Origin of the sequence: Pseudoalteromonas sp. GABNS16E (assembly GCF_028598715.1) — a bacterium.
GTDB classification, from domain to species: domain Bacteria; phylum Pseudomonadota; class Gammaproteobacteria; order Enterobacterales; family Alteromonadaceae; genus Pseudoalteromonas; species Pseudoalteromonas atlantica.
Window position 1 is genome coordinate 1 of sequence record NZ_JAQREZ010000075.1, and the last position, 14,665, is coordinate 14,665.

Here is a 14,665-nt window from a genome sequence, read left to right on the forward strand (position 1 = left end):
GGATAGCCACGCGGTATGAAAAGCTTGAACGAAATTATCATTCAATGCTCGCTTTAGCATTTACTATGATGTGGCTACCAATGTGGGCTGATTGATATATGTACTACAAAGATCAACAGCCCCTAATGAGTATAAAGTAATCATTTATTGAAACACTAAAGCTAAGTGATTCTAAAAACTCGCTAATAGCGAGACTTATTAAAATTAACGTATTCATAGCCACCTCCCATTAAGATAAGTTAACTATGCCAAAGCCAAAAAATAATAAGAGTGTGAAATGTCATTAACTTTGCTGACATTTGTCATGTTTTAAAAATTTCATCCTGTGAGTTCGCACCCAGTGATAAGATAATAAAAAAAGGAGTTCTCATTTAAATGCAGCCACAACAGCAAAGCCTGGTTTACTTACATATTGCCGTGTTACTTTTTGGGGGCACCGCCCTTTTTGCAAAGTTAATAGGGTTAAATGCAATTGATATTACGGTGTATCGTACCGCTATTGCTGGCATGGCAATTTTGGCTATGCTGTACTTTCAAAAAAAACAAATTAAGTTAAACAAACCAAAAGATTACCTCATTGCGTTATTTTTAGGTGTAGCGGTAGGCATGCATTGGGTTACTTACTTTGCAGGCATGCAAATGGCGGGCGTAACTGTGGGTATGCTGGCTTTTTTTAGCTACCCAGTAATGACGGTATTTTTAGAGCCCTTGTTTAATAAAAGCAGGCCCCAAGCAAAAGATATTATAAGCGCAGCTGTGGTTGTATTAGGTATATATTTACTCGTACCCAGCGCAAATTTAGGCGACGATGTAACCTTAGGGGTTATTATGGGTGTGGTTTCGGCTTTGTTTTTTTCGATTAGAAATATTACCCATAAACGCTTTTTTAGCCAGTATGGCGGCCCACAAACCATGTTTTATCAAACCTTAGTGGCAAGTGTTATGCTTTGCGCATTTATTAAGGTCCCTGTATATGAGGTAAGTAACCACGACCTTATTTTAATTGCTGTGGCGGGTATTATTTTTACCGCTACACCGCACTCGCTATTTGCAGCGAGTTTAAAGCACTTATCGGCAGCTACTGCGGGGTTAATTTCGTGCTTGCAGCCGCTTTACGGCACTTTGTTGGCTATTGTTATTATTCATGAGCGGCCAACGCTACTAACACTTATTGGCGGTGCACTCATAGTCAGTGCAGCCTGTTTTGAAACGTGGTCTATTACTCAAAAGGCTAGAAAATGAAAATATTTGCGCACCGCGGGGCAAGCGGCAATTACCCTGAAAACACTAAAAGCGCTATTTTAGAAGCGTTAAATGTAGGGGTAGATGGCATTGAAGTTGATATTCAAAGTGCGCTTGATGACTATATGCTCATACACGACTCGTGGCTAGATAGAACCACCAGCGGGCAGGGTAAAGTAAGCGACTTTACCGCGCAGCAACTTAGTCTGTTGGATGCCGGTAACGGCGAGCAAATCCCCACTCTACAGCAATTACTTGATTGGAATAACAATAAGACATTACTCAATATAGAGCTTAAACATACCTTTGAGCTTGAAAAGTTTGCCACTATTTTAAACAACAATATTGCTAAAGGCGTTATTACTAAAGGTAATATTTTAGTGTCGTCGTTTGATCACCATCAAATTCATTGGCTTAAAAATAGGTTACCGTGGTTACACATTGGCGCGTTAACCTCATCAATTCCGTTAAATTATGCACAGTTTGCTCAACAGTTAAATGCGTATAGTGTTCATGTAGACAAAAGCTTTGTAAACAAAGCTTTTGTAGATGATGCCATAGCGCGAGGCCTGCAAGTTTATGCCTACACCGTAGATAGGCCAGAAGACATGGATTTTATGCTAAAAATTGGGGTGCATGGTATTTTTACTAATTACCCCGCTCGCTCTAAAAAATATTTAGCAAACATTATTACTTGAGTTAACGGTAACTTAGTCGATAATCTAGCTAGGGCGTGATGATCTTTGCGGATTGAAATTTGTTCAATCTAGGGGCGATTAAATCGCGGCGCGAGGCTTGTAACCTAGTGGGCTAAGTAAAAACCGAGTAACAAAGAGTTTATCGCCCTTAGGCAGAACCCAAAGGGCAGCGCATGTTTGGCATTTATGCAGCGTTATCGCCTATTTATGGGGAATAACCACACTTCATAGGCTCTGCCTTGCCTAAAAGCCAAACATACTGCTGCAAATTCAACCATCAAAGGTCAACACGCCCTAGATGGGTAAGCAATAAATGAGTGGTGTAATGCAATTTTATAATTATATTGAGCGAACATTTTTTTATACGCTTACGCGTAAAATAGTGGGTAATTTAAGCTTTGTTTTTTTGTTTCAGGCCATTACCTTATTTTGGTTATATCAAAGCTTAAGCGAGCAGCACAGTACTAGCGCATTTTGGTTGTTAACCTTGGTTATTGTAGCGGGCTTTGCCTTTACTATTTTTTATATGCGCTATTTAATAGTGCGCCCTGTAAAAGCTATGTGCGACACTTTAGTAAACATAAACCAGCAAGAGGCTAATTTAGCCGCCAACTTACCGCAATTTTCTTTTGACGAATTTAAAGAACTAAGTACGCAATATAACTTATTTACTAACCACTTAAGTGATTTACTAAGTACAACTCACGCCAGCGCTAAAGCCAGCGAGCAAAGTAATGTTGATGTAAATACCGCTATGCAAAATACGCAGCAGTTAAGTGAGCAGCAAACTCAGCTAAGCCACAATATTATTAATGCGAGTAACCAAATAGTGCAAAGCTTAGAAGGCATAGTGAGCAATACCGACAGCGTTCATAGCGTTAACAGCGAGCACTTAGACTTTGTTAAGCTTTCGTCGCAAGAGCTTGCAAGCTTAGTCGATAAGGTGTCGCTTATTGGTACTTTGCTGCAAAGATTTTCTAAAACGGTGTCTGGCCTTAAAGAAAACAGCGAAAACATTCGCAGCATTTTAAAAATGGTTGAGGAGTTTTCGGATCAAACTAATTTACTGGCACTAAACGCTGCCATTGAAGCGGCACGCGCTGGTGAAGCTGGCAGAGGATTTGCTGTTGTTGCTGATGAAGTACGTACATTATCGGTAAAAGTAAGTGGTGCAACCCGACAAATAAGCGACTTTATTAACCAAATGAATGAGCTGGTTAACGAAACCAACCAAGAAAGTGAGCAGTTAATTAGCCACTCAGGTACCGCACAAAGCGCCATTAGTAATACCTCTGAAGGGTTTAAAACAATGCTAGGTGAGTTTGAACAAAACCAACAGCAGCTACAGCAAATAGCGGATGCGGTGCATACGCTAGAGCAAGCGCAGCAGCACACTCACCAATCGGTAGAGCAAATTGTTACCTTAGGCGAGCAAGCTAAAAGCGCTATTGATCATGCACTAAGTAATAGCCAGCAATCACATGCACTTAGCCAGCAAACACAACAGCAATTAAAGCGCTTTGTGCAATAAGCAATTTCAAAACAAAAGCCGAGCGCTATATTGTCTTAATATTTTAACTGGCAACATTCAACAGCGCTTTATAAATATGGTAAATTACGCAGCTAATTATTTAAGTGTGTAATGTGTGTGAGTAACTCAACCCCCAACTACCAACAGCTAGCCAAAAATATTAAAGCCTGGGGCCAAGAACTCGGCTTTAGTGAGGTGGGTATTACCGATATAGACCTATCTAAACACGAAGCACAATTAGAGCGCTGGTTAGATGCAGGCTACCACGGCTCTATGGATTATATGGCAGCCCATGGCATGAAACGCGCACGCCCTGCTGAACTAGTCCCTGGCACCCAGCGGGTTATTTCGGTAAAAATGAACTACCTGCCCCCTGATGCTAGTTTTGCCAAAACACTAAAAAACACCGAAAAAGCCTACATTAGCCGCTACGCATTAGGGCGTGACTATCACAAATTAATGCGCAACCGACTAAAAAAGCTGGGCCAAAAAATAGAGCAAGAAATTGGCGATTACGGTTTTAGGCCATTTGTAGACTCTGCGCCTGTGCTTGAGCGCCAGCTTGCTGAAAAAGCGGGATTAGGCTGGCGAGGTAAACACTCTTTATTAATAAACCAAGAAGCTGGGTCGTGGTTTTTTTTAGGTGAGCTTTTTGTTGATTTACCCCTGCCAATTGATAATGAAAATACGTTTGAAGGCTGCGGAAAATGCGTTGCTTGCATTACGCTTTGCCCAACAGGGGCAATTGTAGAGCCCTATGTGGTAGATGCACGCAAATGTATTTCGTACTTAACCATTGAGCACCAAGGGCCTATACCTGAGCAATACCGTGCATTATTGGGGAACCGAGTTTATGGCTGCGACGATTGCCAATTGGTTTGCCCATGGAACCGTTATGGTCAAATTACCGATGAGCAAGACTTCCATCCCCGTACACAACTAAAAAACAAAGACTTACTTGAACTATTTGACTGGGACGAACCTACTTTTTTAAAAAATACCGAAGGCAGCCCTATTCGCCGTATTGGACACGAACGTTGGTTGCGTAATTTAGCGGTGGGTTTAGGCAATGCCGATTTTAGCCCTAGCATTATTAACGCTTTAGAAAGCAAACATGAGTCTAGCTCGCAGCTAGTAAAAGAGCATATAGAGTGGGCGCTTGAGCAACAAAATAATAAACAAAGAGAACAACTTCGTAAAACACAGCGCCTAATTAGAATTGTCGAAAAAGGCTTACCTCGTGATGCGTAAATCACTCAGGTGAGCCTTATTATGAGAGGTTTATTTTTTAAGTAACAAAGATAAATCTTGTTCAATTTCAGCAAAGGCGGCTTTAACTTGTTTAACCGACTCTTCTCTGGCAATTGAATTTTGAATAGTTTCGTCCACTTTTTTATAAATAAACACCTCTTGGTCTTCATCTAATCCCATTGTGGGTATGCGTACTTCTAAGTCTTCTTGTAATTGCTTGAATACTTTTTCGTTACTTTCGCGGTTTTCGTTTAGTAACCCAATTAAGCCATGAAACTTACTATGCACTGTGCTGGCTACATCATTTAGCTTTTGCTGCTGCGACTCAAGCATTTGCTTGGTCATAATTGCACGTAACTGCTGCTCAGTCACACTGACAATAAAGCAAACGTGGTCACGAATACGCCCGTGTTTATCTGGGTCGTGATCTGGCATATTCAGAATTAATAAGCTTATCATCTCGTAGTTAACTAATATTCGGTGAGAAAACTCATGTAAGCGACCTTTGTTTTTAAGCATATCAAACAGCTCAATTACAATAGGTGAACACACTCCGCTAAGAGCAAAGTGCTCTATTGTATCAAGATGTCTAAATTCAACATTACTTTGTAGGTCAAACGTTTGTAAGCAGTCTATTAAGGCTTTACCTAAATCTTGCGGATTATTAATAAAACCAATGTTTTCAATGTAGTTAACTATTTGCCCCATTTCGCTACTGTTTGCCATAGCGTTAAATGCCGTAGATGTTGCATCTTCTACTTGTTTTTCAAGGCTTTGTTTTTCTATTAATACTTGGTTTAAGTTTTTAAGTTTTGATTTAAGCTCATCATGCCCAAACGGTTTTACAATGTAATCCTCGGCACCGACTGAGTAACCTTCCATACGCTCTTCAACCGTTCCTCTAGCGGAAACAAACATAACAATTATATGCGCGGTATTCGGATTCGCCTTTAATGCTTTACACACTTCGTAGCCATTCATTTGCGGCATACTTACATCAAGTAAAATAACTTGGGGCATGTAGCCTTCAACCATGGCTAAACACTCAGGGCCGCTTGTGGCAACTTGTAATTCGAAATCAAGATCTTCTAAAATTTCTTCAATAATTTCACGGTTGAAAGGTTCATCATCTACAGCAAGAATTTTAGTTAAGGCCATATTTTCATCATCCAATTAAATATCATTTAAACATTACTTACACATATAATTAGCTATCTTGCACTGCTAGCTTATCATCGGCTAAATGCTCATCTAAATCTATTTCTAGGGGTACCTGAATCCTAATTGTTGCACCACCATCGCTATTATTACTTGCCGTAATTTCGCCTTGATGAAGTGCTACAAACTCTCTACAAAGCGCAAGCCCTAAACCAGTACCACCAGCGCCACTGTTCGTTTTGCTGCTTTGTACAAATTTAGTAAACACGTGCTCTAATTCATCCTCAGGTATACCTATTCCATTGTCTATTACATCAATAATGGCACTGTTTTGATCAGCCATTAAGTTCACTTCAATACGACTTTTAGGTTCGCTAAATTTAAGTGCGTTACCTAACACATTGCGCAATAGCTGATTAATTTGCTCTTCATCACACTGCACAACCACTGGCCCGGGTTTTGAAAAAACAATTTCAATTTCTTTTTCCATAGCCGTACCAGAGACATCATCAATACTGGTTTTTATAATACTTTCTATATTGTATGGGCGTGGATTAAATGGAAATTTCCCCACATCCAATTTTGATAAATCAAGTAAGTTGTTTAATAACGACAATAAACGCTCGCCGCTGCTTTCAATACGCGACAAGTACTTTAAAAGTTTATCTTTAGCAAAATCGCCTGCTTCTAACTTACTCAAACCAAATCGAGAAAAGCTTAATATAGAGTGCATAGGGGTGCGTAACTCGTGCGACATGTTAGCCAAAAATTCCGATTTGCTTAAATTGGCAGCTTCGGCCACATTTTTAGCATGCTCTAGCTGCGAAGTACGAGCTCGCACTTGCTCCTCAAGTAAGTCTTTAGCTTCAAGGAGTAATTCTTCTTTTTGTTTTAAGTGAGTTACATTTTTAAATATAACCGCTAACGCAATTTCGCCATGGTGGTCTATTTCGTTAAACGAGCCAACCAGCGGAATATACCCGCCGTCTGTTTTTTGCAAACGTAGGTCGCTACTAAATTGGCGGTTACGATTGAGTGTGCTGATTTTATTTTTTATTTCAGCACTTGATTCCTCATCTAAAAATTCAAATACAGAAAAGCCCGCGAGTTTGTCAAAGGGTAGCTTAAACAGCCTTAAGCAGGCATCATTTGCTTCTATTACTTTGCCGCTGCGTTCAAATAGCATAATGGCGTCAGGCGTATTTTTATAAATAACTTGTAATAGGCTGTCTTTTTCGATTAATGCATCAACGGTATCTTGTAAACGCTCAACTAGCTCAGCGTTACGGCGTTTTAAAAGCTCTGTTTGCCACAATTTATGTACCGATTGCAGCAGTACGCTATCGGTTAGAGGCTTTATTAAAACATCTTCAACCCCTTTACGAATTGCCTCAATCATTGAAACTTGCTCAGGGCGTGCGGTAAACAATAAGCATCGGCAATCTGGCTGAGACATTTTAATAGCAGAAAAAATATTTAAACCGGTGCCATCTTCAAAGCTAAAATCGCTAATTAAAATATCTATACTGTTTTCATTAGCCACTGCCACCGCTTCGGTTGCGCTGGTTGCGGTTAGCGTTTTGATATGCGCCCCGACTAAATTACTTTTCATTTTTTCAAGGCGCTCAGGCATATGATCAACAAGTAAAATAGTGGGGAGTTTTAAAACGTGGCTAGATCCAAGCTCTAAGAGGTTTTCGAGTAATGAGGTAATTTCTTTATTTGAAAAAAACGGATAAATAACCGTTGCATCTGGGACTAACTTATTAAGCTCGCTAAAGGCGCTAAGTTGCTCACCGCTTTCGGCTTTAGGGGCAAGTAATACACAGCGGTCTTGTGAGATTTTTTGAGCTATCGACTTTACTACTTCACACGGTACTCCGTAAGCACCAATTACCAAGTCATACTGGCTGGTGTTAGAGTATAAATCAATCATAGAGTAATGAACGAGCTCAGCCTCACAACCTATTAATTCTAGTAAAACTTTCACTCTCATTGCGATAACACTGCTGCTATCTACAATTAAAATTTTTCGACTCATTAAGCCACACTATCGTAAACACTTTATATGTTAATAGCGTAGCCTATAATTTCTTAGTTGGTATAGGTTGTTAGACTTAATTTTGATTTTTTTACCGATAAGCTCCACAACTATTTTGGTAGATGCTTACCGAATATTGTTAAACTGTAGCGCGTGTTATCCATTACCGCGATATGAGGCAACTCACCCCATACGCTAAAACCAAAGTGCTTGAATAACTTAATACTTGGTAAGTTGTGGCTAAATATAAAACCAAGCAATACATCAATTCCGAGCTGTTTAGCCTCTATTTGGGCAAACTCCATCAGCTTTTTGCCAAGTCCTTTACCTTGCGCCGCTTTGGTAATATAAATGCTCATTTCGACGGTGCCATCGTATGCGGGGCGCCCATAAAACGATTTATAACTTAGCCAGGCAAGTACTTGGTCATTTTCGCAATAAACATAAATAGGCCGTTTACCGGTGTGGCTATTAAACCACTCACGTTTGCTCTGTACCGATACTTCTTCGGTATCGGCGGTCACCATACGCGAGGCGATCGTTTCGTTGTATATTGCGACAATGGCAGGTAAATCTTCTATAGTGGCTAAACGTGTAGTCATAACAGCTTAATATTGTTGATCACTTTTGTGCATATTAGCGTAAGATAGACTAGTCAAACAATTATAAATTTAGGCGTTGAGTATGTTAAAAAAAACGATACTAGGGCTCAGTATTTTTATTACGAGCTTAGCTGCCCAAGCAAACGACACGTTACCCAGCAAACAACAGCAGCAACAATGTGAAGACTTTACAAATGTAGAGATACGTAAGCTGCGCTCGAAAGAATCCTTAAACTTATGCCAATTTAAAAACCGCCCTTTGCTCATTGTAAATACGGCTAGCAATTGTGGTTTTACATCTCAATTTGAAGGTCTTGAAAAAGTACACCAACAATACAAAGACAAAGGTTTAGTGGTATTAGGTTTTCCATCTGATGATTTTTTTCAAGAAGAAAACGATGAAAAAGACATAGCAAAAGTGTGTTTTATTAATTACGGCGTTACGTTTACTATGTTTACTACCAGCGAAGTTCGCGGCAGTGATGCAAATCCAATATTTAAACACTTAAACGCGCAGACCAGCTCACCTAACTGGAACTTTTATAAATATTTAGTTTCAGCTGATCGCAAAACAATTAAACGCTTTAACAGTAAAGTAGCTCCTAATTCAAAAGAATTAATTGATGCAATTGAAAATACGCTACTCATCAATTAAGTTTATACTGGTACTGCGAGTTAAAACTAACTAGACTGGCTTTAATGGTTAAATACACCAACTTTAAACAGGAGATTTTATGGCAGTGGCAAGTGCAAGGCACATTTTAGTAGACAGCGAAGCAGAGTGCTTAGATTTAAAAGCTAAGATTGAACAAGGCGAAGACTTTGCAGAGCTTGCAAAAACATATTCAAACTGTCCTTCTGGTCAAGACGGCGGAGCACTTGGCGAGTTTGGCCCAGGTATGATGGTACCTGAATTTGACAAAGTTGTATTTTCAGCGCCAATTAATCAAGTACAAGGCCCTGTACAAACACAGTTTGGCTATCACTTACTAGAAGTGACAAGCCGCTCAGAATAACGTTGACTTATCGCAACACAAAAAGCCGCTTATGCGGCTTTTTTTAGGAGCAATTATGAAACTTATAGGATCTAACCCTTCTCCATTTGCGCGCAGAGTAAGAATGTGGGCAGCACAAAACAATGTTGACTTAGCGCTAGTAAACCTAGATATTTTTTCTGAGCAAGACCGCCCTACCTTAGCCAGTAACAACCCAGGAAGAAAAATACCGGTTTTAATTGATGGCGATTTAACGCTAAGCGATTCAACCATTATTTTACGTTACCTTATCGCCAAGGCTGGTAAAACACCACTAAGCTGGTCGCAAGAGCACCTACTTAATATTATTAACGCCTGTAACGACTCGTTAGTAGAATTAGCACTTAGCAGACGCTCAGGGTTTGATACTAACGACGATAAATTATTTTTTAATCTGCAAAACGAACGAATTGCACAAACATTAAGCTATTTAAATAGTCATTTAAACGATGATGAATTTAAAGGCTGTGAATGCCTTAACATCAGTTTATACTGCCTACTTGATTGGATTTGCTTTCGTGAATTAACAGACTTTAGCCAACACGCAGCTTTAGTCAGTTTTTATAACGACTATGGCACGCGTCAAGCTGCAGTAAGCACCGATCCCAGACTCTAAACAAATAAGGTAAACACATGAGCGATATTGAAATTGAATCACAACTAGTTAGCTTTGTAGAAAAAGTACGTTTAAGCGAGCAAGTGTGGGCGTTAGGTGGCGACGACGGCGGCTTTGTAGTGTGCGAATCTAACCAGTTTGCCGAAACGGATGTACTGCTTTTATGGGAAAGCGAAGACGCAGCAAAAGCCCAGTGTAAAGAAGAGTGGCAAGAATTTACGCCTGTAGAAATTAATTTAGATGAATTTTTAGATGAGTGGGTAGAAGATTTAAACGAAGACAGCGCATTAGTTGGTTTAAATTGGAATGACGACCAAGTGTGTGTAGAAATAGAGCCTGTTGGCTTAGCACGCGCACTTAGCGAATAACTGCCACTATAAATTAAATAGTGAATACAACACCTGCTTTTTAAGTGGGTGTTTTTGTTTTGTAGCTAAAAACATAAATACTAAAATCGATACTCGCATGTTTATCTGTTTTAAGTATAAAATATAACATGTCATTAATTTCAAGGAATTACGTTGAAAACCCATCTTGGCCGCCGCCCTTTTTCAGCAATGGAACTGCATACGCTTTATAACGGCTATATTTATGGCGACTTTAAAGTAGCAAGAGAGCAAGCAAAGCATTGGCATTTTTGGTTGCCTTTAATTGCCTATTACAGTGGCGCATATAGCGATGAAATTGGCTGCTTAACGCTTGACGATCTTGAGCTTAAAAATGGCATTTTATGTTTTAATTTTCATACTAATGGAAAAATAAAAGCGCGCTTAGTTCCGGTGCATCAAGCCTTAGTTGATGCAGGGCTTAACGACTTTATTGCCTTTGTTAAAGCACATAATCACACACGTTTGTTGTTTGATTTACCGGCTAAGTCTGGCCGTTACAGCGAAAAAGTACGCATTTGGTTTACTGGTGAAGGTGAGCGTGCGGGTTATTTGCAAAAATGTGCCATTCCCACTGTTGATCAACTCGGTATGAAAACCGCCATAAGTAGCCTACGACTTAATTTTGAGCAACAAGTACGTATTTACGCATTACAGGCTAATTCAAAAGACGCCTTTAATTATTTAATGGGGTTTAACGAATACCCCAATGATAAATTTGACGATACCGCCTTACTAAACAACGTAATACAGCAAATTCGCACCATTAACCCACAGCTGCATTGGCAACGCTTTAAGCAGCGCCAGAGCCACTGACACTATTTGTTACTATTTTAAATCCAAGCAGCCACTTTATTAAATTACTCTCATAAAAAAAACTGCTAGGATATCTAAATCTCAATTTTTAAGGGCATAGAAATGCCTGTTTGAGTCAGTTTCTAACAACAACAATCTAGGGATCACTATGTTTTTAAAAAGCCTATTAACAGTAAGTGTTGCTTTAGCAATGACTACTGCCAGCGCTAACGAGTTCGTTATCGAAAAGCTTGCTAAACCAAGTTCACAAAAGGTGTCGTTAACACTCGACCCAAGCCAAGACACCTTTACAGGGATGACAGAAATAGCCCTAGAAGTGTTAAAACCCACTCATTACATTGAACTTAACGGCGTGGCTTACGCTGTTAAAATGGCGCAGTTACTAGGCGATGAAAACTGCGACTTAAATAACGAAATGCTAAAAACAGAAAAAGTAAAATTTAGCTGTGATGAGCAAATTCAACCGGGTAAGTACACCCTAAAAATAGATTTTTCTGCGCCGTATAATCGCCAAAGTGTGGGCTTATACAAAACAATTGATCAGGGTACACCTTATTTATTTACTCAGTTTGAAATGAATGATGCACGCCGTGCATTTCCGGTATTTGATGAGCCAAGTTATAAAATACCGTTTCAGTTAACAATTACAGCGCCAACGTCTCAAAAGGTTTATGCCAATACGCCAGAGCTTAAAACCACAGTTAACGGCGAGATGACAACGCATTACTTTGATAAAACGCCACCTATTCCTTCTTATTTAGTGGCTATGGCCGTGGGCCCTTTTGAAGAGCTTGAAATAAAAGACATGCCAATTCCAGGGCGTGTTATTACCCCGCAGGGTAAAATTCATTTAGCTGATTACGCAAAAGAGAACATGCCAAAAGTACTTGCTGCACTTGAGGCGTATTTTGGTATTCCTTATATTTATAAAAAGCTCGACTCGGTAGCAGTACCCGAGTTTCCTTTTGGCGCAATGGAAAACTCAGGCCTAGTAACCTACCGCGAAGATATATTACTGGTTGATTTAGCAGCCGCTACACGCAGTAAAAAACAGCGCAATGTGTCGATTATTGCTCACGAGCTTGCCCATCAATGGTACGGTAACTTAGTTACCATGAAGTGGTGGAACGACTTATGGTTAAACGAAGCATTTGCCAGCTGGATGGCGGCAAAAATTACTAAACAGCTTAATCCAGAATTTGAATCTCACCTCGATTTACCACAAAACAACGTAATGGCATTAGATGCTCGCTTAAGCACTAAGCCGATTCGTAAACCGATTAAAACCGAAGCCGATATTATGGATGGTTTAGGGCTTGCCTACAGTAAAGGCAGCGCAGTACTGGCTATGGTTGAAAACTGGATTGGTGAAGACGCATTCCAAAAAGGGATCCAAAGTTACTTAAAAAAATTCTCGTATAAAAACGCTGAAGCAGCCGATTTATGGGAAGCGCTAGGTAAAGCTTCTAATAAAGATGTTGCGAGTGTTTTAAAATCATTTATTGAACAGTCTTCTTTTCCGCTTGTAGATGTAAAACAAGACGGTAAAAAAATTACTATATCGCAAAGTCGCTTTGCTAATGCTGGTGTAGATGCACCCGCACAGCTTTGGAATGTCCCCGTTGGGATAAAATATGGCGCTGGCGATAAAGTAAAAACAGCCAGTATTTTACTCAATAAGCAAAGCCAAACCCTAACACTTGATTTTGAGCCACAGTGGATTTATCCCGATGAAGGGGCGCTAGGTTATTACCGTTGGGTAATGGACGATGCGCAGTTTGATTCACTAATAAAACATGCTCCGCAAGCACTTAATGATCGTGAGCGTTTAGCGCTGCTCTCTGCCACTGATGCACTACTTGATGCGGGTGTAATATCGGCGGCTAAGTTAATGCAAACCTTAGAAGTATTTGTGAGCGATGATCATCCTCGTGTTGCAAATACAGCACTGGGCTATTTGGTATCGCAAAAAAATACCTTTAAAGATGAAAGCAACGAAGCGTTATGGCCTGAGTTTATTCGCAGTGCAGTAATGCCTGCAGCTAAAAAATACTCACTTGAAGCACAAGCTGGCGAAGACGGTGCAGTATCGCAACTACGTGCAGGTGTTGTGTCCTTGCTTGGTTTTGATGGTGAAGATCAACGTGTGATCAGCAAAGCAAAAGAGCAAACGCAAGTGTACTTAAACGATCCGCAAAAAGTGGATCCGTATTTAGCAGCTACCTACTTAAAACTTGCCGCCTATAATGGGGATAAAGCCTTACTTGATCAATTTATGGCAACCTTTAAAACCACTAAAGATCCACAAGTACGCACAAACATGCTGGCTGCAATGGGCTTTATGGGCAAAGCGCAGTTACAAAAGCAGGTATTAGCGTACACCCTAACCGACGAAGTAACCGCATCTGATATGCGCACTATTTTAGCGGGTCAAAGTTATAGCGAGCCACGCCAAGCACTATTTATTGAGTGGATATACAACAATTACGACAAGGTAACACAAAGCTTACCGCCGTTTTTTGTGCCTAACTTACCGTACTTTACAACCGCGCGTTGTGATGAACAAAGTTTAGCAACCACGCAAGCATTCTTTAAAGATAAAATTGAAGAAACACCGGGCTACGCGCGTACGCTAAGCAAGCTTGAAGAAAGTACCCATGACTGTATTGCGCTTAAAGAGCGTGAACTGGCATCAGTTAATGACTTTTTAAAAAGCAAGTAAGCTTAATTAAAAGTAAATAAGTATAATTAAAAAAGCCGCGGAGTTATTCACTCAGCGGCTTTTATTTACCCGTTAATAATCAGTGTTAGCTTGGCAATAAAGTCTTTTGCTGCTTGCTCTGAGTTAATTTTAAAGGCCACACCATAGTGAATCGGCTGCGCACTTTTGTGAATACGTGTAGGAAAGCGTGTCATCTCGCTACTATGAAAATAACCTTGTACTCGTGTTACCTCATCAATTGTTGCAAAATCATCGCTAAACACTTCAAAGGCTGGGCGAATAATTATTTTGCCTTTACCCGCTTCACTGTGGGTATAAATTGCTTCTTTAGAATTTGCTAACATGTACTCAGCAATGTTTTTAATTTTAAAGTTGCTTCTGCACTTTAACTGAATGAGCTGCTCTGTTAACTCATCTGCACTATAAGCCACGTGGTGATGTGGTAATCCCCCCGAAAAATAATAGATGCCAAACGTAGAATTTTCTCTTATTGTAAACACAGGAGAAAATTATGAAAAAAGCACATTTTACAGACAGTCAGATCCTCACTATTTTGAAGCAAGCTGAA

14 protein-coding genes and 1 pseudogene are annotated in these 14,665 nt (G+C 39.9%); 11 read left to right on the top strand and 4 right to left on the bottom strand.

Translation table 11 applies throughout. The annotated features are described in order from the left end of the window. From PSI06_RS19335 to queG, 5 genes and pseudogenes are all read left to right on the top strand, one after another. Positions 1–95, top strand: a pseudogene (locus PSI06_RS19335) (IS5/IS1182 family transposase); the annotation flags it as partial. 280 nt (positions 96–375) lie between these two features. Next, positions 376–1,242: a DMT family transporter gene (locus PSI06_RS19340; protein ID WP_273604661.1), complete on the top strand. Its 867-nt coding sequence runs from the start codon at positions 376–378 to the stop codon at positions 1,240–1,242. Beyond that, on the top strand, positions 1,239–1,940 hold the full coding sequence (locus PSI06_RS19345) for a glycerophosphodiester phosphodiesterase (RefSeq protein WP_273604662.1): 702 nt from the start codon (positions 1,239–1,241) through the stop codon (positions 1,938–1,940). Before PSI06_RS19340 ends, PSI06_RS19345 begins: the two co-directional genes overlap by 4 nt. Before the next feature lie 313 nt (positions 1,941–2,253). Further along, positions 2,254–3,471: a methyl-accepting chemotaxis protein gene (locus tag PSI06_RS19350; RefSeq protein WP_273604663.1), complete on the top strand. Its 1,218-nt coding sequence runs from the start codon at positions 2,254–2,256 to the stop codon at positions 3,469–3,471. 117 nt (positions 3,472–3,588) lie between these two features. Next, positions 3,589–4,722 (top strand): tRNA epoxyqueuosine(34) reductase QueG, encoded by a 1,134-nt coding sequence (queG, locus tag PSI06_RS19355; RefSeq protein ID WP_273604664.1) that lies wholly within the window; start codon positions 3,589–3,591, stop codon positions 4,720–4,722. A gap of 30 nt (positions 4,723–4,752) precedes the next feature. On the opposite strand, the gene PSI06_RS19360 is transcribed toward queG, so the two are convergent. From PSI06_RS19360 to PSI06_RS19370, 3 genes are all read right to left on the bottom strand, one after another. Then, positions 4,753–5,880: a response regulator gene (locus PSI06_RS19360; protein ID WP_273604665.1), complete on the bottom strand. Its 1,128-nt coding sequence runs from the start codon at positions 5,878–5,880 to the stop codon at positions 4,753–4,755. 49 nt (positions 5,881–5,929) lie between these two features. Continuing rightward, complete coding sequence (locus PSI06_RS19365; protein WP_248462252.1) at positions 5,930–7,921, bottom strand: sensor histidine kinase; 1,992 nt, start codon at positions 7,919–7,921, stop codon at positions 5,930–5,932. Between the two features lie 110 nt (positions 7,922–8,031). Beyond that, positions 8,032–8,523, bottom strand: coding sequence for a GNAT family N-acetyltransferase (locus tag PSI06_RS19370; protein ID WP_096740161.1), 492 nt, complete (start codon positions 8,521–8,523; stop codon positions 8,032–8,034). Between the two features lie 82 nt (positions 8,524–8,605). Here PSI06_RS19370 and PSI06_RS19375 point away from each other — a divergent pair, with 82 nt between their 5' ends. From PSI06_RS19375 to PSI06_RS19400, 6 genes are all read left to right on the top strand, one after another. Next, positions 8,606–9,178 carry a glutathione peroxidase gene (locus tag PSI06_RS19375; protein ID WP_004589433.1) on the top strand — a complete coding sequence of 191 codons (573 nt, stop codon included), beginning with the start codon at positions 8,606–8,608 and terminating at the stop codon, positions 9,176–9,178. A 79-nt stretch (positions 9,179–9,257) separates the two neighbouring features. Continuing rightward, entirely contained in the window at positions 9,258–9,539 is a 282-nt protein-coding gene (locus PSI06_RS19380) for a peptidylprolyl isomerase (RefSeq protein ID WP_004589432.1), read from the top strand. A 55-nt stretch (positions 9,540–9,594) separates the two neighbouring features. Further along, positions 9,595–10,173, top strand: a complete 579-nt coding sequence (locus PSI06_RS19385) for a glutathione S-transferase family protein (protein ID WP_064384752.1) — start codon at positions 9,595–9,597, stop codon at positions 10,171–10,173. A 17-nt stretch (positions 10,174–10,190) separates the two neighbouring features. Next, positions 10,191–10,541 carry a DUF2750 domain-containing protein gene (locus PSI06_RS19390; protein ID WP_004589430.1) on the top strand — a complete coding sequence of 117 codons (351 nt, stop codon included), beginning with the start codon at positions 10,191–10,193 and terminating at the stop codon, positions 10,539–10,541. A gap of 153 nt (positions 10,542–10,694) precedes the next feature. Next, the gene (locus PSI06_RS19395; RefSeq protein WP_004589429.1) at positions 10,695–11,375 is read left to right on the top strand and encodes a hypothetical protein; all 681 of its coding nucleotides are present in this window, start codon (positions 10,695–10,697) and stop codon (positions 11,373–11,375) included. A gap of 148 nt (positions 11,376–11,523) precedes the next feature. Then, a complete protein-coding gene (locus PSI06_RS19400) occupies positions 11,524–14,097 on the top strand; it encodes a M1 family metallopeptidase (protein ID WP_273604666.1) in 2,574 nt (857 codons plus the stop codon). A 65-nt stretch (positions 14,098–14,162) separates the two neighbouring features. Here PSI06_RS19400 and PSI06_RS19405 read toward each other — a convergent pair whose 3' ends face one another. Then, positions 14,163–14,528: a hypothetical protein gene (locus PSI06_RS19405; RefSeq protein ID WP_273604667.1), complete on the bottom strand. Its 366-nt coding sequence runs from the start codon at positions 14,526–14,528 to the stop codon at positions 14,163–14,165. Between the last annotated feature and the right edge of the window lie 137 nt (positions 14,529–14,665).

Coding starts and splice junctions, on each gene's coding strand:
- PSI06_RS19340 (WP_273604661.1), top strand. CDS start 376: ATGCAGCCACAACAGCAAAGCCTGGTTTACTTACATATTGCCGTGTTA.
- PSI06_RS19345 (WP_273604662.1), top strand. CDS start 1,239: ATGAAAATATTTGCGCACCGCGGGGCAAGCGGCAATTACCCTGAAAAC.
- PSI06_RS19350 (WP_273604663.1), top strand. CDS start 2,254: ATGAGTGGTGTAATGCAATTTTATAATTATATTGAGCGAACATTTTTT.
- PSI06_RS19360 (WP_273604665.1), bottom strand. CDS start 5,880: ATGGCCTTAACTAAAATTCTTGCTGTAGATGATGAACCTTTCAACCGT.
- PSI06_RS19365 (WP_248462252.1), bottom strand. CDS start 7,921: ATGAGTCGAAAAATTTTAATTGTAGATAGCAGCAGTGTTATCGCAATG.
- PSI06_RS19370 (WP_096740161.1), bottom strand. CDS start 8,523: ATGACTACACGTTTAGCCACTATAGAAGATTTACCTGCCATTGTCGCA.
- PSI06_RS19375 (WP_004589433.1), top strand. CDS start 8,606: ATGTTAAAAAAAACGATACTAGGGCTCAGTATTTTTATTACGAGCTTA.
- PSI06_RS19380 (WP_004589432.1), top strand. CDS start 9,258: ATGGCAGTGGCAAGTGCAAGGCACATTTTAGTAGACAGCGAAGCAGAG.
- PSI06_RS19385 (WP_064384752.1), top strand. CDS start 9,595: ATGAAACTTATAGGATCTAACCCTTCTCCATTTGCGCGCAGAGTAAGA.
- PSI06_RS19390 (WP_004589430.1), top strand. CDS start 10,191: ATGAGCGATATTGAAATTGAATCACAACTAGTTAGCTTTGTAGAAAAA.
- PSI06_RS19400 (WP_273604666.1), top strand. CDS start 11,524: ATGTTTTTAAAAAGCCTATTAACAGTAAGTGTTGCTTTAGCAATGACT.